Source organism: Nocardia fodinahabitans, from assembly GCF_052983615.1.
Genome location: NZ_JBRJJC010000001.1, coordinates 1,055,053 through 1,077,225 on the forward strand (window position 1 = coordinate 1,055,053; position 22,173 = coordinate 1,077,225).

19 protein-coding genes and 1 pseudogene are annotated in these 22,173 nt (G+C 70.3%); 4 read left to right on the plus strand and 16 right to left on the minus strand.

The features are described from left to right. Positions 1 to 8: 8 nt before the first annotated feature. Positions 9 to 800, plus strand: a complete 792-nt coding sequence (locus NV348_RS05095; protein ID WP_447145939.1) for a phosphatidylethanolamine N-methyltransferase family domain-containing protein — start codon at positions 9 to 11, stop codon at positions 798 to 800. A gap of 172 nt (positions 801 to 972) precedes the next feature. Here the strand turns inward: NV348_RS05095 and ffh are convergent, their stop codons facing one another. From ffh to ftsY, 6 genes and pseudogenes are all read right to left on the minus strand, one after another. Beyond that, positions 973 to 2,535 carry a signal recognition particle protein gene (gene ffh, locus NV348_RS05100; RefSeq protein ID WP_447145940.1) on the minus strand — a complete coding sequence of 521 codons (1,563 nt, stop codon included), beginning with the start codon at positions 2,533 to 2,535 and terminating at the stop codon, positions 973 to 975. A gap of 55 nt (positions 2,536 to 2,590) precedes the next feature. After that, positions 2,591 to 2,905, minus strand: coding sequence for a hypothetical protein (locus NV348_RS05105; protein ID WP_447145941.1), 315 nt, complete (start codon positions 2,903 to 2,905; stop codon positions 2,591 to 2,593). A 133-nt stretch (positions 2,906 to 3,038) separates the two neighbouring features. Then, complete coding sequence (locus tag NV348_RS05110; protein ID WP_447145942.1) at positions 3,039 to 5,480, minus strand: [protein-PII] uridylyltransferase; 2,442 nt, start codon at positions 5,478 to 5,480, stop codon at positions 3,039 to 3,041. Between the two features lie 82 nt (positions 5,481 to 5,562). After that, positions 5,563 to 5,901, minus strand: a complete 339-nt coding sequence (locus tag NV348_RS05115; protein ID WP_110036141.1) for a P-II family nitrogen regulator — start codon at positions 5,899 to 5,901, stop codon at positions 5,563 to 5,565. 5 nt (positions 5,902 to 5,906) lie between these two features. After that, on the minus strand, positions 5,907 to 7,253 hold the full coding sequence (locus NV348_RS05120) for an ammonium transporter (RefSeq protein WP_447145943.1): 1,347 nt from the start codon (positions 7,251 to 7,253) through the stop codon (positions 5,907 to 5,909). A 293-nt stretch (positions 7,254 to 7,546) separates the two neighbouring features. After that, positions 7,547 to 9,078 (minus strand): annotated as a pseudogene (gene ftsY / locus NV348_RS05125) (signal recognition particle-docking protein FtsY). A gap of 155 nt (positions 9,079 to 9,233) precedes the next feature. Here ftsY and NV348_RS05130 point away from each other — a divergent pair. Next, a complete protein-coding gene (locus NV348_RS05130; RefSeq protein ID WP_019048221.1) occupies positions 9,234 to 9,623 on the plus strand; it encodes a DUF2237 family protein in 390 nt (129 codons plus the stop codon). Here the strand turns inward: NV348_RS05130 and NV348_RS05135 are convergent. Then, the gene (locus NV348_RS05135; RefSeq protein ID WP_447145944.1) at positions 9,607 to 10,374 is read right to left on the minus strand and encodes a TetR/AcrR family transcriptional regulator; all 768 of its coding nucleotides are present in this window, start codon (positions 10,372 to 10,374) and stop codon (positions 9,607 to 9,609) included. The genes NV348_RS05130 and NV348_RS05135 overlap by 17 nt on opposite strands. A gap of 112 nt (positions 10,375 to 10,486) precedes the next feature. Between NV348_RS05135 and NV348_RS05140 the strand changes: the two genes are divergently transcribed. Together NV348_RS05140 and NV348_RS05145 are read left to right on the plus strand one after the other, a co-directional pair. Beyond that, positions 10,487 to 11,398 carry an NmrA family NAD(P)-binding protein gene (locus tag NV348_RS05140; protein WP_447145945.1) on the plus strand — a complete coding sequence of 304 codons (912 nt, stop codon included), beginning with the start codon at positions 10,487 to 10,489 and terminating at the stop codon, positions 11,396 to 11,398. 436 nt (positions 11,399 to 11,834) lie between these two features. Then, the gene (locus tag NV348_RS05145; protein WP_447145946.1) at positions 11,835 to 13,043 is read left to right on the plus strand and encodes an MFS transporter; all 1,209 of its coding nucleotides are present in this window, start codon (positions 11,835 to 11,837) and stop codon (positions 13,041 to 13,043) included. A gap of 57 nt (positions 13,044 to 13,100) precedes the next feature. Here the strand turns inward: NV348_RS05145 and NV348_RS05150 are convergent, their stop codons facing one another. The 9 genes from NV348_RS05150 to NV348_RS05190 form a co-directional block, all read right to left on the minus strand. Further along, the gene (locus tag NV348_RS05150) at positions 13,101 to 13,733 is read right to left on the minus strand and encodes an HAD family acid phosphatase (protein ID WP_447145947.1); all 633 of its coding nucleotides are present in this window, start codon (positions 13,731 to 13,733) and stop codon (positions 13,101 to 13,103) included. A 71-nt stretch (positions 13,734 to 13,804) separates the two neighbouring features. Next, a complete protein-coding gene (gene smc, locus NV348_RS05155) occupies positions 13,805 to 17,431 on the minus strand; it encodes a chromosome segregation protein SMC (RefSeq protein ID WP_447145948.1) in 3,627 nt (1,208 codons plus the stop codon). Positions 17,432 to 17,641: 210 nt separating this feature from the next. Next, positions 17,642 to 18,145 (minus strand): DUF1707 SHOCT-like domain-containing protein, encoded by a 504-nt coding sequence (locus NV348_RS05160; protein WP_447145949.1) that lies wholly within the window; start codon positions 18,143 to 18,145, stop codon positions 17,642 to 17,644. An 86-nt stretch (positions 18,146 to 18,231) separates the two neighbouring features. Then, the gene (locus NV348_RS05165; RefSeq protein WP_218719275.1) at positions 18,232 to 18,687 is read right to left on the minus strand and encodes a DUF350 domain-containing protein; all 456 of its coding nucleotides are present in this window, start codon (positions 18,685 to 18,687) and stop codon (positions 18,232 to 18,234) included. A 34-nt stretch (positions 18,688 to 18,721) separates the two neighbouring features. Beyond that, positions 18,722 to 19,885, minus strand: a complete 1,164-nt coding sequence (locus NV348_RS05170; protein ID WP_447145950.1) for a glutathionylspermidine synthase family protein — start codon at positions 19,883 to 19,885, stop codon at positions 18,722 to 18,724. Beyond that, positions 19,885 to 20,610 carry a hypothetical protein gene (locus NV348_RS05175; RefSeq protein ID WP_447145951.1) on the minus strand — a complete coding sequence of 242 codons (726 nt, stop codon included), beginning with the start codon at positions 20,608 to 20,610 and terminating at the stop codon, positions 19,885 to 19,887. Before NV348_RS05175 ends, NV348_RS05170 begins: the two co-directional genes overlap by 1 nt. 31 nt (positions 20,611 to 20,641) lie before the next feature. Beyond that, positions 20,642 to 20,881 (minus strand): acylphosphatase, encoded by a 240-nt coding sequence (locus tag NV348_RS05180; RefSeq protein WP_447150944.1) that lies wholly within the window; start codon positions 20,879 to 20,881, stop codon positions 20,642 to 20,644. 38 nt (positions 20,882 to 20,919) lie between these two features. Further along, positions 20,920 to 21,363, minus strand: a complete 444-nt coding sequence (locus tag NV348_RS05185) for an OsmC family protein (protein ID WP_447145952.1) — start codon at positions 21,361 to 21,363, stop codon at positions 20,920 to 20,922. Between the two features lie 83 nt (positions 21,364 to 21,446). Continuing rightward, positions 21,447 to 22,154 (minus strand): response regulator, encoded by a 708-nt coding sequence (locus NV348_RS05190; RefSeq protein WP_447145953.1) that lies wholly within the window; start codon positions 22,152 to 22,154, stop codon positions 21,447 to 21,449. Positions 22,155 to 22,173: the final 19 nt, after the last annotated feature.

Consider the following 22,173-nt stretch of genomic DNA (forward strand, 5'->3'; position numbering starts at 1 on the left):
GAATCTCGATGGACTGGTACACCGGGAACGCCATCTACGACACGGTGCTGGCCATCGCCTTCGCCTTCGCCGCGTTCGTGATCGTGGGCGGACTGTTCGCGCAGAGTCCCTACGGCCGTTTCGCCTCGACCTCGATCGGCTTCAATCTCAACCCCAAACTGGGCTGGTGGCTGATGGAACTGCCCGCGACCGTCGTGTTCGCGGTGTTCTATCTCAGCGGGCCCGACCGGTTCGAGCCCGTGCCGCTGGTGCTGGCGGCGATCTGGCTGCTGCACTACGGCAATCGCGGCTGGTTCTTCCCGCTCTCCATCCGGCAGGTGCCGGGCAAGAAGAGCAGCTTCAACTTCTCGGTCGTCGCGGCCGGGGTGTTCGTGACCTCGCTGCACGGCTACCTCAACGGCGCGTTCTTCAGCCACGACTACAAGAACCAGTACAGCACCGCCTGGCTCACCGATCCGCGCTTCCTGATCGGGCTCGTCGTGTACCTGTGCGGCTTCGCGCTGCTGGTGCGGTCGGAGGCGATCGTGCGCAACCTGCGCGACAAGAACAACCCCGGCGCGGCCGAGTACCGCATCCCGTACGGCGGCGGCTTCCGTTTCGTCAGCAGCCCGGCCTACCTGGGCGAACTGATCGCCTGGGCCGGGTTCGCGCTACTCACCTGGTCATTGGCCGGCGTGGTCATCTTCCTGATCACCGCGGGCAACCTGGTGCCACGCGCCTTCGCGACGCACCGCTGGTACCGGGAGAAGTTCGTCGACTACCCCCCAACCCGCAAAGCCCTGATCCCCGGCGTGATCTGACAACTCACCCCGCACAACCCGACCTCGAGGAGGGTTCGCCGCGCAGCGGCGGTCGCGGCCGTCCCGCCGATCAGCGGCAGTTGCGCAAGCGACGAAGGAGCAAGCAACTGCCGCTGATCGGCGGGACACAAGGGGCCGCGACTCGAGCGCACCAGCGCTCAAATAACCCAGCTCAGTTCTTGGGGAACTTCAGCTGCGACAGGTCGATGCCTTCCAGACCGGGCGGCAGCTGGTCGAGCCCGGGCGGCATCTGCGACAGATCCATGCCCGGCGGCAGACCGGGCATCCCGGCGGGCATGCCGGGGAAACCACCGCGCATCTTCGGCGGAGTCGGGCCACGCCCACCCTTCTTGCCCTTCTTGCCCTTCTTGTTGTTGCCGCGGCGCGCGCCGGGCAGGCCCATCTGACGGCCCATCATGGCCATCATCTTCTTGGCCTCGAAGAAACGGTCGACGAGCTGGTTGACCTCGGAGACCTGCACGCCCGAGCCGTTGGCGATGCGCAGGCGCCGGGAGGCGTTGATGATCTTCGGGTTGTCGCGCTCGGCGGGGGTCATGCCGCGGATGATCGCCTGCACCCGGTCGAGCTGCTTGTCGTCGACCTGGGCCAGCACGTCCTTCATCTGCCCGGCGCCGGGCAGCATGCCCAGCAGATTGCCGATCGGGCCCATCTTGCGGATGGCCAGCATCTGGTCGAGGAAGTCCTCGAGGGTGAGCTCGCCGCTGCCGATCTTGCGAGCGGTCTCCTCGGCCTGCTGGGCGTCGTAGACCTGCTCGGCCTGCTCGATCAGGGTGAGCACGTCACCCATGCCGAGAATGCGCGAGGCCATCCGGTCCGGGTGGAAGACGTCGAAGTCCTCGAGCTTCTCGCCGGTGGAGGCGAACATGATCGGCGAACCGGTCACGTTACGGACCGACAGCGCGGCACCACCGCGGGCGTCGCCGTCGAGCTTGGTGAGCACGACACCGGTGAAGCCGACGCCGTCGCGGAACGCCTCGGCGGTGCTGACCGCGTCCTGACCGATCATCGCGTCGAGCACGAACAGGGTCTCGTCGGGCTGCACGGCGTCGCGGATGCCCGCGGCCTGGCGCATCAGCTCGGCGTCGATACCGAGGCGGCCTGCGGTGTCGACGATGACCACGTCGTGCTGCTTGGCCTTGGCCTCTTCGATACCGGCGCGGGCGACGCCGACCGGGTCGGCCGCGGAGATCCCGAGCGGGTTCTCGCCGCCGCCGACGGAGGTGCCGGGGTGCGGGGCGAACACGGGCACGCCCGCGCGCTCACCGACGACCTGCAGCTGGGTGACCGCGCCGGGACGCTGGAGGTCACAGGCGACCAGCAGCGGCTGATGGCCCTGATCGCGCAGCCACTTGGCGAGCTTGCCCGCCAGGGTGGTCTTACCGGCGCCCTGCAGACCGGCCAGCATGATGACCGTCGGCGGGTTCTTGGCGAGGTTGAGCCTGCGGGTCTCGCCGCCGAGGATCGCGACGAGCTCCTCGTTGACGATCTTGACGACCTGCTGGGCCGGGTTCAGCGCCGCGGAGACCTCGGCGCCCTTGGCGCGCTCCTTGACATTGGCGATGAAGCCGCGCACCACGGGCAGCGCGACGTCGGCTTCGAGCAGGGCGAGGCGGATCTCGCGCGCGGTGGCGTCGATGTCGGCCGGTGACAGACGCCCCTTACCGCGCAGATCCTGCAGTGCACCGGTAAGCCGGTCGGACAGGGATTCGAACACCGATCGCGCTCCTGATCTGAAAGGGACGTCTATTGCCCTCCCAGGGTAATGGGTGTTATTCCCGGTGCCGCACGTGCGGTGGGGCGGTGCGCCGCAATTCGTGATTTTCGATGTTCACCAGGTACACCGCTTCCCGGCCGGTGAGACCCAGTTCACGCGAGAGCGACTCGATCCGCTCCCATTCGGCATCGGGACTGTCGACGTGCCGGGCGGTGGTGGAGGCGATGGTCATCGCCGCCAGGGCCTGGGCGCCGGTGAGCGTACGTCCCGGTAGCCACGAAACCACCCACAGGTCACCGCCGACGCAGCGCGCGATATGCGTCGTCGCGTCGCAGGTCATCATCGATGCGGATACGACTTCGATAGCCACAGATCTGCTCCCCTCGAACGAGTGACAGCCAGACCTCTCGAATGCTATAGGTCTGATCTCGACCGATCGGGCATCGCCGACCGTTGACGGGCAACCTGATAGCAATCGGTGGTGAAACTGTGTCCTGACTGTCTCAGTCGGCGGTCGCCGCCACGGGCGGCGGTGGCGCAGGGAGCGGGACCACATCCAGCACCGCCTTCTCGATGCGGTCGCGTAGCTGCGGGCTGTCGGTGTCACCCAGATCGAGACAGAAGGCGTCGACCACGGCCGAACCCATCGTGACGACCTTGGCCCAGCGCACGTTCACCCCGGCCGTCGCGAAGGTGCCCGCCAGCCTGCTGAGCAGGCCGATCCGATCCTCGGCGCGCAGTTCGAGAATCACCTGCCCCGGCGTGCTGGTGGCCGACCAGATCATCCGCGGCTGGGCCCGCGCGAACCGGCCCGGTCCGGCGCCGACCGCCTCGGTCTCCCGCTTGGCGAGCACCTCGGGCAGGTTCAGCGCACCGGTGGTGGCCCGGATCAGCTCCTGGCGCAGCAGACCCGCGTCGGGCGGGTCACCGAACTTCGGGGTCACCGCGAAGGTGTTGATCGCCGACTCCCCCGCGCTGCCGAGCGAGGCCGACAGCACCCGCAGCGAGTGCAGGGCCAGCACGCCCGCGGCGTCGGAGAGCAGGCCGGGCTCGTCGGGAGCGATGACGTTCACCAGGTAGGTGTGCTTGCCCTCGCCCGGCGTGAGGGTGACATGCACGCCACCCACCCGCGCCTTCTCCAGTAGCTCGGGGTCGATCGGTTCCGGCTGCGGCAGCGGCTCCCCCGCCATCACCAGCTTGCAGCGCCGCACCAGATCGCCGATGAGCGAGGCCTTCCAGTCACCCCAGACGCCGGGGCCGGTGGCCATCGAGTCGGCTTCGGCGAGCGCGTGCAGCAGCTCGAGCAGACCGACGTCACCGCCGAGCGCGTCGGCGACGAACCGGACGGTCTCCGGATCGGCCAGGTCACGCCGGGTCGCGGTGTCGGGCAACAGCAGATGGTGGCGCACGATCGCGCTGAGCGTGCGCACGTCCGAGGGCCACAGGCCGAGCCTGCGGCCGATGTGGGTGGCCAGTTCGGCACCGACGACGCTGTGATCGCCCGCCCTGCCCTTGCCGATGTCGTGCAGCAGCGCGCCGAGCGCGAGCAGGTCCGGCCGGGCGACCCTGGTGCTGAGCGCGCCCGCGTAGGCGACGGTCTCCATCAGGTGCCGGTCGACGGTCCAGGTGTGCAGGGCGTCGCGCGGCGGCAGGTCGCGCACGGCGCCCCACTCGGGAAACAGCCTGCCCCACAGGCCGGTCCGATCCAGCGCCTCGACCGCGTCGATGCTGCCGCGGCCCGCGCCCAGCAGCACCAGCAGGTCGTTGAGCGCGTCTTTGGGCCACGGCTCGCGCAGTTCCGGCGCGTCCTCGGAGAGCCGGTTGAGCGTGGTCGCCGACATCGGCAGCCCGGTCTGCGCCGAGGCGGCGGCGACCCGCAGGATCAGGCCGGGATCGCGCTGCGGCCGCGCGTCCCTGGCCAGCACCACCTCGCCGGAGTGCTCGACCACCCCCTCATCGAGTGGTCGGCGCACCGGCATCCGCCGCAGTCTGGCCAGACCGCGGCGCGGCAGCGCGTTGGCCGCGGTGCGCAGGCCGACGTCGGTCGAGTAGCTCACCGTGCGCGCCGAATCGCTCAGCGTGCGGGCCAGATCGAAACGGTCGCCGATGCGGAGCGCGGCGCCGATCTCGTCGGCGTCCTGGGCACGCAGCTGGTCGCGGGCGCGACCGGCGACCCGGTGTAGTTCGGTGCGCACGTCGAGCAGCCGCCGGTGGGCCTGCTTCAGGCCGCCGCCGGGGACTTCGGGGCCGAGGCCGGGCATGGCGTCGGTCAGCTGGGCGATGGCGAGTGCGTCGAGCAGCTGGATGTCACGCAGGCCGCCGCGGCCGTTCTTGAGGTCGGGCTCGGCGCGGTGGGCGATCTCGCCGCTGCGCTGCCAGCGCGCGGTGGTCTGGGCGATCAGTTCGTCGAAGCGGGACCTGATGCCGGTCCGCCACTCCCGGCGCACCCCGCCGATGAGCAGATTGGACAGGTCCTCGTCGCCGACGATGTGGCGGGCCTCGAGCAGGCCGAGCGCGGCGACCATGTCGTCGGCGGCCACCCGCAGCGCCTGCGGGACGGTACGCACGCTGTGATCGAGCTTGATGTGGGCGTCCCACAGCGGATACCAGAGCTGGTCGGCGACCTCCGACACCACGGCCGGGTCGACGTCGTCGTGCAGCAGCACCAGATCCAGATCGGAGAACGGCAGCATCTCGCGACGGCCGAGGCCACCGACCGCGACGACGGCCAGGCCGCTGTCGGCGGTGATGCCGAGTTCGTTGCCCTTGCTGGTGAGCCACAGTTCGAACAGGTCGACCAGGGCCGCGCGCAGCGATTCCGGATCGAGCCGGGGATTTCGGGTCCCCGCCCCGTCGAGCAGCTGTGCCCTGGCCTTGACCAGGTCTGCCGCCCCGTTGTTCTGAATACCGCCGTTCTGTTGTGCCACAGTCCCACCGCCATTCATGCGGGCGGCCCCGCCCCGACCGGTCGTGCCGGTGGGAGCGGGGCCGCCGCTCGATCGTTTACAACCGTGCGTCGCTACCGAATTACAGTGCGTCGCTTCCGCGTTCGCCGGTGCGGACTCGGATGATGGTGTCCACCGGGGTCACCCACACCTTGCCGTCACCGATCTTCCCGGTGCGCGAGGCCTCGACGATCACCTCGACGACCTTCTCGACCGACGCATCGTCGACGACGACCTCGACCCGGACCTTCGGAACGAAGTCCACCGAGTACTCCGCACCGCGGTAGACCTCGGTGTGGCCCTTCTGCCGGCCGTACCCCTGGACTTCGCTGACGGTCATGCCGAGCACGCCTGCCTGTTCCAGCCCGGTTTTCACGTCTTCGAGCGTGAACGGTTTGACGATTGCCGTAACCAGTTTCATGTTCGTCATGCCTCCTTGACGAGCGAGCGTGCCGTGCCACCCACAGCAGCGAAATCGTAAGCGGTTTCCGCGTGCTCGGACTCGTCCAGGCCCGCCGACTCGGACTCGTCGCTCGCGCGCAGGCCGATGGTGAACTTGATCGCGTATGCGATCACGGCCGTCGCGACGAGCGAGTAGGCCAGGACGGCGAAGGCACCGACAGCCTGCAGCTTCAACTGCTCGACTCCACCACCGTAGAACAGTCCGTCGACAGCTGCGGGAGCTTCGGCCGTGGCGACCAGACCGACCATCAGGGTGCCGATCAGACCGCCGACGAGATGCACGCCGACGACGTCGAGCGAGTCGTCGAAGCCGAAGCGGAACTTCAGGCCGACGGCCAGGGCGCAGACCGCACCGGCGACGACACCGATGACCATCGCGCCGACCACGTTCACCGAGGAACAGGCCGGGGTGATGGCGACCAGACCGGCCACGATGCCCGACGCGGCGCCGAGGGAGGTCGGGTGGCCGTCGCGGATCTTCTCCACGATCAGCCAGGCGATCATCGCGGCGGCGGTGGCGATGGTGGTGGTGAGGAAGGTGGCACCGGCGATGCCGTTGGCGCCCAGCGCCGAACCGGCGTTGAAGCCGTACCAGCCGAACCACAGCAGACCGGCGCCGAGCATGACGAACGGCAGGTTGTGCGGACGGAACGGCGACTTCGGCCAGCCCTTGCGCTTGCCGAGGATCAGGCACAGGACCAGACCGGCCGCACCGGCGTTGATGTGCACGGCGGTACCACCGGCGAAGTCGATCGCCTTGAGGTTGTTGGCGATCCAGCCACCGTTCTCACCGGTGTAGCCGCTGAAGGCGAAGACCCAGTGCGCGACGGGGAAGTAGACGACCGTGGCCCAGATTCCGGCAAATACGAGCCACGAGCCGAACTTCAGGCGGTCGGCGACCGCGCCCGAGATGAGTGCGACGGTGATGATCGCGAACATGAGCTGGAACGCGACGAACACCGACAGGGGAATCGTGCCGAACAGCGGAATCGCCGCCGGCGCCGCGGGGTCGGTCGTGGCGAGGTAGTCGCCGCCGAAGACACCCTTCAGGCCGAAGTACTGGAGCGGGTCACCGAGCAGTTTGCCCTTGTCCTCGCCGAACGCGATCGAGAAGCCGTAGAGACACCACAGGACGGTCACCAGACCCATTGCGGAGATACTCATCATGATCATGTTCAGCACGTTCTTGCCACGGACCATACCGCCGTAGAAGAACGCCAGTCCGGGCGTCATCAGCAGCACGAGTGCCGCTGATGCCAGCATCCATGCAGTGTCACCGGCGCTGGGTTCGCCGATTACGGGAAATGCCACCTTGTGTTCCTCCTCATCTCGGGCCCTGCCGATGACGGCAAAAGGACCTGTACAGAAGGGTCGCCACTCGGTGTTTCATCCGTTGAGCTGTGGTGTTTCACCTGAGTGAACGGATAGCGCGGTTGTGTTGCTTCCACGTTTCGTACGGTTGGCCGCCACCTGTCGCCTCACGGTGAGACCGGTACGAGTGTGCGGTTCGCCTCGTGTTCGCGCGCGGAGGCGGGAACGGTGTTTCGCCTGCAGAACAGCGATGCCCGCCCGATCGCTGGATCGGGCGGGCATCGCGGAGATGGCTACGCGGCGCCGCCGAGCAGCGCGTCGACGAAGGCACCGGGCTCGAACGGCGCCAGATCGTCGGCGCCCTCACCCAGACCGACGAGCTTTACCGGCACCCCGAGCTCGTGCTGCACCTGGAACACGATGCCGCCCTTGGCGGTGCCGTCCAGCTTGGTGAGCACGACGCCGGTGATGTCGACGACGTCGGCGAACACCCGCGCCTGCATCAGGCCGTTCTGGCCGACGGTCGAGTCGAGGACCAGCAGCACCTCGTCGACCTCGGCCTTCTTCTCCACGACCCGCTTGACCTTGCCCAGCTCGTCCATCAGGCCGGTCTTGGTGTGCAGGCGGCCCGCGGTGTCGACCAGGACCGCGTCGACCCCACGATCGATGCCGGCGGTGACCGCGTCGAAGGCGACGGCGGCCGGATCGGCGGCCTCCTTGCCGCGCACCGTCTCGGCGCCGACCCGCTCGCCCCAGGTCTGCAGCTGATCGGCGGCGGCGGCGCGGAAGGTGTCGGCGGCGCCGAGCAGCACCCGGCGGCCGTCGGCGACGAGCACCCGGGCCAGTTTGCCGGTGGTGGTGGTCTTACCGGTGCCGTTGACGCCGACGACCAGCAGGATCGCCGGATGGTCGGCGTGCGGCAGCGCGTGGATGGACCGGTCCAGCTCGGGGCGCAGCGCCTCGATCAGCACGTCACGCAGGGCGGCGCGGGCCTGTTCCGGGGTGCGCACGCTGCGCGCGGCCATCTCCTCGCGCAGGCGTTCGACGATCTTCGCGGTGCTCGCGGTGCCGATATCGGCCAGCACCAGGGTGTCCTCGATCTCCTCCCAGGAGTCCTCGTCGAGGTCGCCGCCACCGAGCAGGCCGAGCAGGCTCTTGCCGACCGCGTTCTGCGAGCGGGACAGACGGCCGCGCAGGCGTTCGAGCCGGCCGGCGGTGGGGTCGATCTCCTCGATCGCGGCGGCGACGGCGTCGACCTCGGCGGGCGCGGTCGTGGCGGGGGCCTCGGCGACGGTGGGTTCGGCGGGGGCGGCCTCGGGCGCGCCGTCTCGGCGGGCGCGGCCTCGGCGGGCGTGGTGTCTGCCGGCGCGGTCTCGGTCGGCGCGGTCTCGGCGGGCGTGGTGTCTGCCGGCGCGGTCTCGGTCGGCGCGGTCCCGGTGACCGTGGTGTCGAGGGAGCTCAGGTCGTCCGGGACCACCACGGTCTCGGCGGCCTGCACGTCGGCCTCGGGCAGCGGGACATCGGTGATGCCGCGACGGGGGGCGTCGCGCGGGACGGCGGCGTCGTCACCGACGTGCGGCTGACCCTCGTCGTCGGTGCGTTCCCCCACCGGTTCGGGTCGCGGCAGCGTGGCCGCCGACCCGCCCTGGCTGAAACTGAATCCGCCGGACGCGGTGTACCCACCGGACCGGTCCGTCAACTCCTTGTCCGGCTCGGGCGGTGCCAGGGAGATCTGGCGCCGCTTGTACAGGACGAAACCCGCGACGAGCGCCACCAACAGCACGGCGGCGATCGCGGCGATCAGGATCCACGCTTGCGAACTCACCCGGCAGAGTCTATTCGGGAGGCGGATCGCGGCACGTCGGCGGCGTCGGCGCGGCGGGTCGGTGACGAGCGCCGGGACGCATCGGCACGCCGGGGAAACACTACAGATTCGTTGTCCTGCGGAACTTCTGGCGCTCGCCCCATAGGATCGGCGACGTGACCGATCGAAACGTGCTTGGGGGGCCGCTGGAAGAGTGCGGCACCGATCCTCTCACGGGCTTCTACCGGGACGGCTGCTGCAGCACCGGTCCGGAGGATCTCGGCAGCCACACCGTGTGCACGGTCGTGACGGCGGAATTCCTGGAGCACCAGGCATCCATCGGCAACGACCTCAGTACTCCGCGTCCGGAGAACAATTTCCCCGGCCTGCAGCCGGGCGATCGCTGGTGCGTGGTGGCGGTGCGCTGGTTGCACGCGCACGAGGACGGGGTCGCCGCACCGGTGGTGCTGGCCGCGACCCACGAGAACGCCCTGGAGGTCATCTCCATGGACATCCTGCGCAAATACGCCGTAGACGTCCCCGACGACGTCAGCGACCTGCTGTAGGCACGAGGTTGCGTCTGCGGTGTGCCTTCTGGCGGCAGGCCGCCGAGCAGTAGCGGGCCGGCCTGCCGGTAGTGGACCGGTGAATCGGATGGGCGCAGACGGCACACAGCACTTGCTTGGTTTCGTCACGGTCCCGCGTTTCGTCACGGGCGATTGCCGCGGGTTCCGTGACGGGTCGTGGAGCGCGCAGGGCCTCCAGCACGAGGGTGACCGCGGGGGCCGGCGGCTCGCCCTGACGCCGATGCCGCTGGATCGCCACGCAGCCGGTGAAGATGTCGAGGACATCGGTGACGACGACGTCCGGGCGGACCGCGCCCTGCCGCTGGGCGGCGGTGAGCAGGGCGCCCAGTGCGCGGTGGAAGCGGTTGCCCGCGCCGCGGAGCAGGGCGCGCGGCCAGCCGTCGTCGGATTGCACCAGGTCGCAGAGATCTTTGTTCCCCGGTGTCGTCACGATGACGTGGGTACACAGCGCGAAGAAGGCCGCGCCGGGGTCAGGATCGGCCAGGTGATCGGTGGCCAGGGCGGCGAGCCGGTCGACTCGCTGCTGCATCACCGCTTCCAGGAGATCGGTCTTCGTCGGGAAGTGCCGGTGGACGGTGCCCGCGCCGACCCCCGCCCGGCGGGCGACCTCCGCCAGCGAGACGGTGGTGCCGCGTTCGGCGAGCGCGCGCTGCGCGGCGGCCAGCACCAGCGCCCGGTTGCGCCGGGCGTCGGCCCTGATCGCCGATTCCACGCCGTTGTCGACGGTCATTTCGTTACGCCCTCCCTGCATCACGCCTGGTCAACCGGGTCGACCCGCCCGTACCGTCCGGAATCCGGGTCGACCGACCCGATTGTAAGGAACGAAACGGAGTTCATCCGCAATGTCATCAGCACTTCCTGTTCTGGTCACCGGCGCGACCGGCAAGCAGGGCGGCGCGACCGCCCGGGCACTGCTGGCGGCGGGCCGTCCGGTCCGCGCGCTCGTGCGCGAACCGGCCGCTCCCGCCGCGCGCGCCCTGGCTGCCGCGGGCGCCGAACTGGCGGTCGGCGATTTCGACGACCGCGCCTCGCTGCGGGCGGCCGCCACCGGCGCTCGTGCCGTATTCCTCATTCCCCCAGCCGATTGCGGCCTCAACGGCTGGACAGCGGGCGACGAGGCGCGCCGTGGCGCCGCCATGGTCGACGCGGCGCGCGCGGCGGACGTCGAGCAGATCGTCTTCTCCGGCGTCGCCACCATGGGAGCGGCGCATTTGTGGGGTCAGGAGGGCAAGCGCGAGATCGAGGCGGCGGTACTCGCCTCCGGCCTGCGCTACACCCTGCTGCGGCCGGTCCGCTTCATGGAGAACTATCTGCTGCAGGGCATGCCCATCGACGGCTTCCGCAACAGCGGCGAAAACCGGCACCTGTTCCCCGCCGACCGCCCGCTCCAGCTCATCGCCCTCGACGACATCGCCGCGTTCGCGGCGCTCGCCTTCGCCGATCCCGAGGGCTGGCACGGCCGCGCCATCGAACTCGCGGGCGACGCGATCACGCCCATCGACGCGGCGGCCGCCATCAGCGCGGCGACCGGTCGATCGATCCGCTATCGGGAGATCACCGAGGCCGAAGCGGAGGCGATCGGCCCCCAGCTCGGCAACACCTGGCGGCTGATCCGCGAGACCGGCGGCTGGCAGGCCGACCTGCCCACCCTCCGCCAGCTGTACCCGGGTCTCACGACGCTGCGGGAATGGCTGGCGGCGGGCGGCGCGGCACGGATTCTGGCCAGGCTCGACGAGTCGGCGCCCGTCGCCTGAACACCGCAGCGCCCACCGGTGCGCCGAGCGGCTCGGGCAACAGCGCGCGGGCACCACAGCGCAGCTCCGAGCAGCTCGGGCAACGGCGCGCGCCCGGCGGCTCGGCGCAGCTCGGCCAAGGGCGCACGCCCCGGCAACACGGCGCGACTCCAAGCAGCTCAGGCACTGTGCTCAGCCCCGGCAACACGGCGCGACTCCGAGCGACTCAGGCCACCTACACAGCCCCGGGCTACACGGCGTGGCTCCGGGCAGCTCTCAGTCGGTCCGGGGCCGCTCGGGCAATACCGCGCTGCTCTGGGCGACCCGGGTAACACTCAGCTCCCGGCGACCCTGGCGGGCCACCGGACATCACCGCACCACGATGCCCGGCGGGCAGCGACGGTGACGTCGGTATCCCGCCAGCGAGCGGAACGGCGGATTCCTACCGTCGGTCGTTGTGCATACTGAACCTGTCGCCACGCTGCCCACAGCGGCTCCGCTCCGTGGCTCCGTCGTGTTGTTCATGTCGCTGGCCGCAGCGCTGGGGACGTCGGCGCTCTACCCGCTGCAACCCGCGATCGCGGATGTCGCGGACGCGCTGGGTGCCCGGATCGCGGCCGTGGGTGTCGCGCTGGCGTGCGGGCCGGTCGGGTATCTGGTCGGGCTCGGGCTCCTGGTTCCGCTGGTCGACCGCTTCTCGCCCGCGCGTCTGCTCGCCCTCCAGTTCGCGGTGCTCGCCGCGGCGTCGGCACTGTGTGCGACGGTGCGCGGCCCGCGGCAGCTGGGGGTGGTGATCGGCGTGGTCGGGGCGTGTTCGGCGGTGGGCGCCGGGCTCAGTTCGGTGGCGGGCCGGCTCGCGCCACCGCATCGGCGCGCGACGATCCTCGGCATCGTGACCGCGGGGATCTCCGCCGGAATCCTGGCCGGGCGCATCGTCGGCGGGTGGCTCGCCGACGAGATCGGCTGGCGCGCAATGCAGCTGACGTTCGCCGCCGCCTGCGCGTGCGTCGCGCTCGGCTGCCTGGCCGTGCTGCCGACCGAGCGGGGCACAACCGACCGCGGCTACCTCGAGACGCTGCGTTCCCTCCCCGGTCTGCTGGCACGCGACGACGCGCTGCGGACCGCGTCGATCCGTGGCGCGCTGTGGTTCTTCGCGTTCTGCGCGGTGTGGAGCGGGCTCGCGGTCGCGCTGGCCGAGCCGCCGTTCTCGTATTCGGCGGAACGGATCGGCCTGTACGCCCTGGCGGGGCTGTCGGGCATCGCGGCGACGCGGATCGCGGGCGGGTGGACCGACCGCGTCGGCCCCCGGCGGGTCCTCCTGATCGGTCTCGCCCTGGCCGGGTTCGCCGCGATCGTGCTCGGCGGCACGCTGACCGGCACCGTGGTGACGCTCGCCTGCCTCGCACTGTTCGACGCCGGTCTGTTCGCCGCCCAGGTCGCGAATCAGAGCACCGTTCTCGCCATCGACCCGGCGTCGCCCGCTCGTTTCAACAGTGCGTACATGATGACGTACTTCGTGGGTGGCAGCCTCGGCACCGCCTTCGGCGCGGCCGCGGTCGAGTGGTTCGGCTGGACCGCGACAGCCACGATCGCGGCACTCGCCATCGGGATCGCGGCGATCCTCGTCGCGATCACCCCGGGCGGCTCGGCTCCGGCCGCGACGTGAGGAACCACGCCCCGGCGCCGAGCGAACGCTGGTCCACTCGGCGCCGTCCCACGCGGATCAGTTCAGTGCGCCGTTGTAGTCCGGGAACTTGAAGGTGCGCTCGGCGTGTCCGCCGGACAGGTCCGAGGGGCTGTTGCCGATATTCGCGACGATCGTGTAGCCCTTGCTCTCGATATCGGCCCGGCTCGCGGTCTTGTACTCGGCCAGTCCGGCATTGCCCGCCGACAGCGTGGTCGGCGCGCTGCCGTACAGCGCGTCGACCGGGTAGCCGACCGAGGTCAGGTTCGCCTGTGAGTAGGCGCCGATCAGCGCGGGCCTGCCGGTGACGAAGATGATCGCGGCGCCGTTCTGCTTCGCCCAGGTGGCCAGGCCGAGCACCGGCTGGATGGCCGGGATGATCAGCCCGGCGTTGTAGGAGGTCTCGAGTGTCGTGTTGTCGATATCGAAGACGATCGCGGGCTTGGTCGCGCCGGGCAGCCGACCGGCGAGGTAGGTCTTCGCCTCGGCCACGACGGGGGTGATCTCACCGATCCACTGCGCGTACGGCGGCAGCTCGGAGGTGTTGCCCGACAGCGACGACGAGCCGCCGCCGGACAGCGAGGACGACCCGGTGTCGGCGCCGGCCACCGGCAGTGGGGCGAGGAGCGCGGCCGCGATTCCGGCGACCAGCGAGGCAGTAGCACGTTTCATCCATCGCACGCTAACAGCGGCCGTGATCGATGAAATGTGTTGCCATTTCACAATCCCGGAGAGTGGGACTGCTACGCCGGCGCGCCGACCGGATCGGTATCGGTCACCTCGGCCCGGTTCAACCGCTGCGAGATCACCTGCGTGATGCCGTCACCGCGCATGCTGACGCCGTAGAGCGCGTCGGCGATCTCCATGGTCGGCTTCTGGTGGGTGATGACGATCAGCTGGCTCTTCTCCCGCAGCTGCTCGAACAGGCCGATGAGCCTGCGCAGGTTGGTGTCGTCCAGGGCGGCCTCGACCTCGTCCATCACATAGAACGGGGACGGCCTGGCCCGGAAGATACTGACCAGCAGCGCGACCGCGGTCAGCGACTTCTCCCCACCGGAGAGCAGCGACAGGCGCTTGACCTTCTTGCCCGGCGGCCTGGCCTCCACCTCGATGCCGGTGGTGAGCATGTCGGAGGGGTCGGTGAGCACCAGCCTGCCCTCACCGCCGGGGAACAGCTTGGCGAAGACGCCGACGAACTCCCGCTCCACGTCGGCGTAGGCCTCGGTGAACACCTGCAGGATGCGCGCGTCGACCTCGGCGACCACATCGAGCAGGTCCTTGCGCGCGTTCTTGACGTCCTCGAGCTGGGTGGCGAGGAAGGTGTAGCGCTCCTCGAGCGCCGCGAACTCCTCCAGCGCGAGCGGGTTCACCTTGCCGAGGGTGCTGAGGTCCTTCTCGGCCCGCTTGGCGCGGCGCTCCTGCGTGGCCCGGTCGTAGGGCATCGGCTGCGGGGCGCTGACCTGCTCGCCGCGTTCCTTGGCGGCCTCGTACTCCTGCAATTCCAGCGCCGAGGGCGGCAGCGCGACATCGGGTCCGTATTCGGCGACCAGGTCGGCCAGCGCGATGCCGAATTGCTCGGAGATGGTCGTCTCGAGCTGTTCGATGCGCAGGGCCGCTTGGGCTTTGGCGACCTCGTCGCGATGTACGGCATCGGTGAGCTGGGCCAGCTGGGTGGTCAGCGCCCGCGCCCGTTCCTTCACCTGCTCCAGCGCGGCGGCGCATTCCCCACGTCGCCGGACCAGCTCGTCGCGCCGGGCCGCGGCGGCGGCCACAACCCGCTCGAGCTCGTGCGCGATCCTCGCCCCTGATTCGGCGACGGCGGCGGCCACGGCGGCGGCCTGCCTGCGCGCGGCCTGCGCCCGTTCGGCGCGGGCCCTGGCCTCCCGTTCGGCGCGGGCGGCCCGGCGCAGCGAATCCGCCTTGCCGCGGACCGATTCCGCGCGCTCCTCGGCGGTGCGCACGGCCAGCCTGGCCTCGACCTCCATGGTGCGGGCCTCGGCGAGTGCGGCCGCGGCCTCCTCGCGTTCGCGGCCCGCGGTCTCGGTGCCCGCGGCGCCGTAGCTGTCGTCGCCGCCGTCGTGTTCCATCTCGGCGTGGCGCAGGCGGTCCTCGAGCTCGGCGAGGGAGGCCAGCGACTTCTCCCGCGCGGCCTCGGCGTCGGCGCGCTGGGTCGCCAGGCGCTCCCCCTCGGTCTGCGCCGAACGCGCGGTCTGGCCGACGCGGGCCAGCCGGTCGTAGATCGCCAGCAGGGCCTGGTCGGATTCGTGCAGCGCCATCAGCGCGTGATCGGCGGCTTCCTTGCGGTCGGTCTGCTCGGCCAGCGCACCGGCCAGCGCCGCTTCCAGTTCCTCGGCCCGGCGCTGCGCGGCCGCCAATTCGGCGGTGGCGGTATCGATCTCGGCCTGGACCTCGAGCTGGCTGGGCATCCGCTCCGAGCCGCCGACGATCCAGCCCGCGCCGGCCAGGTCACCGTCACGGGTGACGACCCGCAGTTCCGGACGCAGCGCGACGAGTTCGGTGGCGGTCGCCAGATCGTCGACGACCACGACGCCCGCGGTGAGCGCCGCCAGCGCGGGCCGCACCGCCTCGGCGCCGTCGACGACCTCGGCGAGCCAGCGCGCGCCCGACGGCAAGCTGCCGCGTTCGGTGGGGACCAGCCCGGCGGTGGCGAAGACGAAGGCGACCCGGCCGCCGTCGCCGGACCGCAGTTCGCGCACGGCGGCGTCGGCGGCGGTCGGGGTCTCGGCGGTGATCGCGTCGGCCAGCGGGCCGAGCAGCGCGGCGACCGCGGCCTCGAAACCGCCGTCGACCCGCAGCTGCGCCGAGAGCCGGTCACCGAGTCCGCCGACTCCGTGTTCGAGCAGCCAGGCGGCGCCGTCCTTGCGGGCCAGGTTCATGCCGAGCGCTTCGATGCGCGCACCGAGCCGGGCGACCAGCTTGCTCGCCTCACGGTCCTGCTCCCGCAGTTCCCGCACCCGTTCGTCGGCCAGTGCCAGGGCGGCGACGGCGTGCTCGTGCTGGGCGTCGAGGCCCTTCTCGCCGGCGTCCAGTTCGCCGAGTTCGTCCTGCACCGAGTCGTATTCGACCTGGGCGGCCTCGCCGCGATGGCGGGCATCGGCGATGGCGACCGACAGCCGGGCGATCTCGGCGTCGACCGACTGCGACTTGGTGCGCAGGTTGTCGACCTGGCCGGAGAGCCGGGCCAGCCCCTCACGCCGGTCGGCGATCGCGCGCACGGCGGCCAGATGCGCCTGCTCGGCGGCTTTGGCGGCGTACTCGCGATCGGCCAGCGCCTCGCGCGCGGCCTCGAGCGTCTCGGTGGCCATCTCCACCGCGTAGCGCAGCTCGGCTTCCTCGGCTTCGATCCGGTCGGCCTCGGCTTCGAGCTGGTCGGGATCGCGGCCGGTGCCGACGGGGGTCTCGGTGTGCAGGTGCCTGGCTCGGTCACCGGCGATGCGGATGGTGGCGTTGACCCGCTCGGCCAGTGCGGACAGCTGGAACCAGGTCTGCGCGGCGGCCTCGGCGCTGGGGCTCAGGCGCGAGAGCTGGAATTCCTGCTGGGCGAGCGCGGCATTGGCGGCGTCGAGCTCGGTCTGCACGGTGATCTGCTGCTCGCGGGCGTAGGCCTCCTTGCTGAGCTGGGATTCCAGCTCGCCGCGCCGGGTCACCAGATCGTCGGCGGCCAGCCGCAGCCGGGCATCGCGCAGGTCGGCCTGCACGGTCTGCGCGCGCCGCGCCACCTCGGCCTGCCTGCCGAGCGGCTTGAGCTGGCGGCGCAGTTCGGTGGTGAGGTCGGTGAGCCGGGCGAGATTGGCCTGCATCGCGTCGAGCTTGCGGACCGCCTTCTCCTTGCGCCGCCGGTGCTTGAGCACGCCCGCGGCCTCTTCGACGAACGCGCGCCGGTCCTCCGGGCGGGACTCCAGAATGGCCGAGAGCTGACCCTGCCCCACGATGACGTGCATCTCGCGGCCGATACCGGAGTCCGACAGCAGTTCCTGCACGTCCATCAGCCGGCAGCTGCTGCCGTTGATCTCGTACTCGCCCGCGCCGTCGCGGAACATCCGCCGGGTGATCGAGACCTCGGCGTAGTCGATCGGCAGCGCGCCGTCGGAATTGTCGATCGTGAGCGTCACCTCGGCGCGGCCGAGCGCGGCGCGACCGGTGGTGCCGGCGAAGATGACGTCCTGCATCTTGCCGCCCCGCAACGCCTTGGCACCCTGCTCACCCATCACCCAGGTGAGGGCGTCCACGACATTGGATTTACCGGACCCGTTCGGTCCGACGACGCAGGTGATACCCGGTTCGAAGCGCAGCGTGGTAGCGGACGCGAAGGACTTGAACCCCTTCAACGTCAAGCTCTTGAGATGCAAGGCCGGCCCGCCTCTCCGCGATTCAGGCCAGACTCGAGCGCGAGCGGGGCGGCGCACGCGGCTGGCGGTCGGGTATCGGGTTGCGGTAGCCCGTGCCCGACGAGTTACCCATGTGCTCGCGTGAGCTTACCTGCCGCTACCGGCCGCTCTGCGTCAATGCCGACGATCCGGGCGGTGCGGGTCCGGGTGGCCGCTACCGGCCGCGCCGCGTCAGTGCCGGCGATCCGGGTTGTGCGGGTCCATGTGCTGGTGGTGCTTCATCTGCTTCTGGAGCTGGCGCAGGTGGGTCTGGGTGCCCGGCGTCGCTTCCCAGCCGGTCAGGACACGGAACACCAGGACCGCGCCCCACGGGCCGATGACCCACATCGGCCAGAAGTAGGTGAGCTCGCCCGCGCTCAGCGAGATCAGGCCCCAGATGACCACCACGATCAGGCTGACGCCGAGCCAGCTACCCGCCTCGATGCGCTGCCAGACCGGGATCCGCGCGCCCTTCTTCGCGACGGGCGCGGCCGCGGCCTGCTGCTGCTCGGTCAGCGCCGGCAGATCGGACAGCACGACAGCGAGCTCGTCGCGCGTGGTGGTCGCGTAGACCTTGGCGACGCGCTGGTCGTATTCGGTGAGATCGAGCCGGCCGTCGGCGAGATGGGTACTCAGCTGCGTGACGATGGCGTTGCGCTCGGCATCGGACGCGCGTGTGCCTGGGGTGATGTCCATGCCGACATCCTCTCGTTCACCAACCACAGTGGACAGCTGTTTCCCAGCGTCCACCCTCCACTGTGTGATGTCAACCGCGGCGACGGTCACAGGATGGCGAACGCCACCACCAGACCCAGGGCGAAGTGCGCGGCGGCGACGACAAGCACCTCGGGGGTGTAGGTGTCGGCGTGCAAGGTGCGGCCGATATCGATGCCGGTGACCTTCTCGATCACGCGCACCGAGATCACCTGCGCGATGATGCCGACCAGGCCGTACACGACGGCCGCGATCAGGCCTTCGGACAGCTTGTTGACCCCGCCGGTGGCCAGCACCGCGAACACGACGATGAAGGCCATGCTGACCATCCCCGCCGCGGACACGATCAGCGCGTTCGGCTTACCCGCGACGACCAGGTCGCGCAGCTTGCCGGGCGTGGTCAGGTCGATGGCGAAGAAGCCGATCAGCATCAGCGCGAGACCGATGAGGCAGTACAGGATGATGGCGCCGACGCCTTCACCGAGCGCGCTCCAATAACCCGATTCCAGGGCGAGGGCGGTCATCGTGGTCCTTTCGAACAGTGTTGTTGTCACAGGGTCAGTCGACGATGCGGTGCGGGACGAAGGCGGCGCCGTCGTCGGTGATCAGGCCGGCCGTCTCCCGGATGCCGAGGCCCGCCGCCGTGTCACCGACGACCCAGGCGCCGAGCACCGGGCGCATGCCGTCGAATTCCGGGAGCGGATCGAGTAATTGGTAGACGAAGCCCTCGGCGCCGTAGACGCCGCCGGTCGCGGTCTCCATGCCGGGACCGACGATGGTCATGTTGGCGCCCTCGCGACCGAGTTTGGGCTTGCGGATGTACTCGGTGAGCTCGTTCGGGGCATCCAGGTAGGCGGGCAGCAGGTTGGGATGCCCGGGGTACATCTCCCACAGGATCGCCAGGATCGCCTTGTTGCTGAGCAGCGTCGTCCACAGCGGTTCGATCCAGGCCGTCGCGGGCAGGCCGGCCACGACGCGCTTGCCGAAATCGTCGTCCAGGATCCACTCCCACGGATACAGCTTGAACGCCGCCTCGATCGGCGCCTCCGCCAGATCGACGAAGCGGTTCAGCTCGATGTCGAAACCGACCTCCTCGATCGGCAGCGCGACCGTGTCGAAGCCCGCCTCGGCGGCGGTCTCCTGCATGTAGGCGGTGGTCACGTTGTCCTCGCCGGTCGCGTCGGCGCCCGACCAGGTGAAGTGCAGCTCGGCGCCCGGCAGCACGCCGCGCAGCTCGGTCCAGCGCTCCACCAGCTTCTCGTGCAGCGAATTCCATTGGTCGCCACCGGGATACACCTGCTGCAACCAGTGCCACTGGATGATCGCGGCCTCGAGCAGCGAGGTCGGGGTGTCGGCGTTGTACTCGAGCAGTTTGGCCGGGCGCCGCGCGTCGTAGCGCAGATCGAAACGTCCGTAGACGTACGGGTCACTGCGCCGCCAGGATTCGGCGATCGGCCCCCAGCTCCATTCGGGCAGGCCGAAATCGGCGTAGCGCTCGGTGAGGACCACGTGCTCGGCCGCGTGCAGGCACATCGACTGCAGCAGTTCCACATCGGCTTCCAGCGCGAGGATCTCGTCCATCGAGAACTCGTAGTGCACCGACTCGTCCCAGTACGGGCGCGGCTGACCGCTGGCATCGCGACCGGGCGCGCCGTAGACCAGCCCCTGACTCTCGATGATCTGCTGCCAGCCCGGACGCGGCGTACCCGCCACCCGCCGCACTAGGACCCGCTCCCGCCGGTCGACTTGCTGCCGAGCCCGCCGCGCTGGATCGTGGTGCCGCTCTTGGTGGTGACGGTGGCGTTGCGCGGCTTCACCGAGCTGCCACCGCTGGGCGGCTTGCCGATGGTGGGGGTGCCGCCGTAGTGGTAGCGGTACTGCGGCCAGCCGAGCAGGATCAGGCTGCCCGCGCCACCGTGGCTGGTGTCGCTGCGGAAGTTGGACTTGCCGTCACCGCAGTAGTCGTCGGCGACGACGACCTCGTTGCCGTTCTGGTCGATCTGCACGCACGAGGCGGTCACCTGGTCCGGCGCCGCGATCGCCCGGTAGGCCAGATAGCCACCGCCTACCAGCGCGGCGACACCGACGATGGCGACGCCACCGATCATCACCCGTTTCCGGGTGCGCCGCTTGACTTCTGCCGCCTCGGCGGCCGCACGCTGGGCCTGTTCGGCCTGCTTGCGCGCCTTGTCCCGGGCACGCGCCTCACCGACGGTGGGCGGGCGGGGCTGGGTGACGCCGGGTTCCTGCCTGGCCATCCGGCCGGGCTGCGGCGACTCGCCCGTGGGGGGTTCCGGCGCGGCGGGCGGCTGCTGCGGCATCGGCGGCCAGCCCGCGCCGGGGTCGGGTGGTGGCCAGCCCGCACCGGGATCCGGTGGCTGGTGCGGCGACTGTCCGGAGCCGCCGGCAGGCGGTTGATCGGGCGGACCAGGGTTCTGTGTGCTCACCGCTGCCGCCCCCTGGCCCCCGTAGTCACCACTAGCGCTCCTCGAATCCCGTCATGTCGCCCCGCGCGGGCTCCCAGCTTTCCACAACCAGGTCGACCCGGCCAGGTGCATCGCCGGACCGTAGCAGTTCGAGCAGCTTCGTGCTCGCCGTTCGTGGTCCTTCGGCGACCACGTGCACCCGCCCGTCGCTGTGGTTGCGGGCGTACCCGGTGAGCCCGAGTTCCAGTGCGCGCGAGCGGGTCCACCAGCGGAATCCCACCCCCTGCACCATCCCGTGCACCCAGGCGCTGAGCCGCTGCGGCGCCTCGCTCACGAGTCGACGGCGAAGTTCAGTGTCACCTTCGTGCCCGCCTTGAGGGTGCGGCCCACGGTGCACACCTTGTCGACGGCCCGCTGCACGGTGACCAGTAGTCGCTCGCGCGCGGCCTCGTCCAGCTCGGACAGATCCAGTTCCAGGACCTCGTCGAGCTGCGGGTACAGCTCGTTCTCGCGGTCGGCGTCGCCGGAGACGCGGATGGTGGCGTCGAAGTCGTCACCGAGGCGGCGCGAGAGCGGCAGGTCCGAGCTGAGGCCGGTGCAGGCGGCCAGCGCGATCTTCAGCAGCTCCCCCGGGGTGAACGCGCCTTCGACACCCTGCGAGGCGATCAGGACCTCCGCGCCGCGATTGCTGCGCCCGGTGTAGGCCCTGGTTCCGGTGCGCTCGACCCACAGTTCGGTGGGTGCGGTGGTCACGGGTGCGTTCTGCTCAGCCATACGTTGATCCTGGCACGTCCGCCTCCCCGTGATTCTTGCCGGTCGTGATTTCCGGACGACTCGAACACCGGGCGTGCTCGGCATCACTCCTGGAAGCGGTACCCCATGCCTGCCTCGGTCAGCAGGTGCCGGGGGTTGGCCGGGTCGTCCTCGAGCTTGCGGCGCAGCTGCGCGAGATAGACCCGCAGGTAGTGGGTCTCGGTGGCGTAGGCGGGACCCCACACCTCGCGCAGAAGTTCCTTGCGGCCCACCAGTTTCCCGCGATTGCGCACCAGCATCTCGAGCATCCCCCACTCGGTGGGCGTCAGGTGCACCGGCTCGCCCCGCTTGGTGACCTGCTTGGCGACCAGATCGACGGTGAACGAGTCGGTGACGACCACCGGGTCGACGCTGTCGACGTCGGTCGCGCCGCGCCGGACCGCGGCGCGCAACCGGGCCAGCAGTTCGTCCATCCCGAACGGCTTGGTGACGTAGTCGTCGGCGCCGGCGTCGAGTGCCTCGACCTTGTCGGCGGAGTCGGTGCGCGCCGAGAGCACCAGCACCGGCGCCGAGGTCCAGCCGCGCAACCCGGCGAGCACCTCGATGCCGTCCATATCGGGCAGGCCGAGATCGAGGACGATGACGTCGGGATGCCGCTCGGCGGCGGCACGCAGGGCGGCCGCACCGTTGCCCGCGGTGATCACCTCGTACCCGCGGACCGACAGATTGATCCGTAAGGCCCGCACGATCTGTGGCTCGTCGTCGACCACCAGCACCTTGGTGGCCGCGGGAGCCTGGTTCTTGTCCGTCATCACCGTTCCTGAGTTGTGG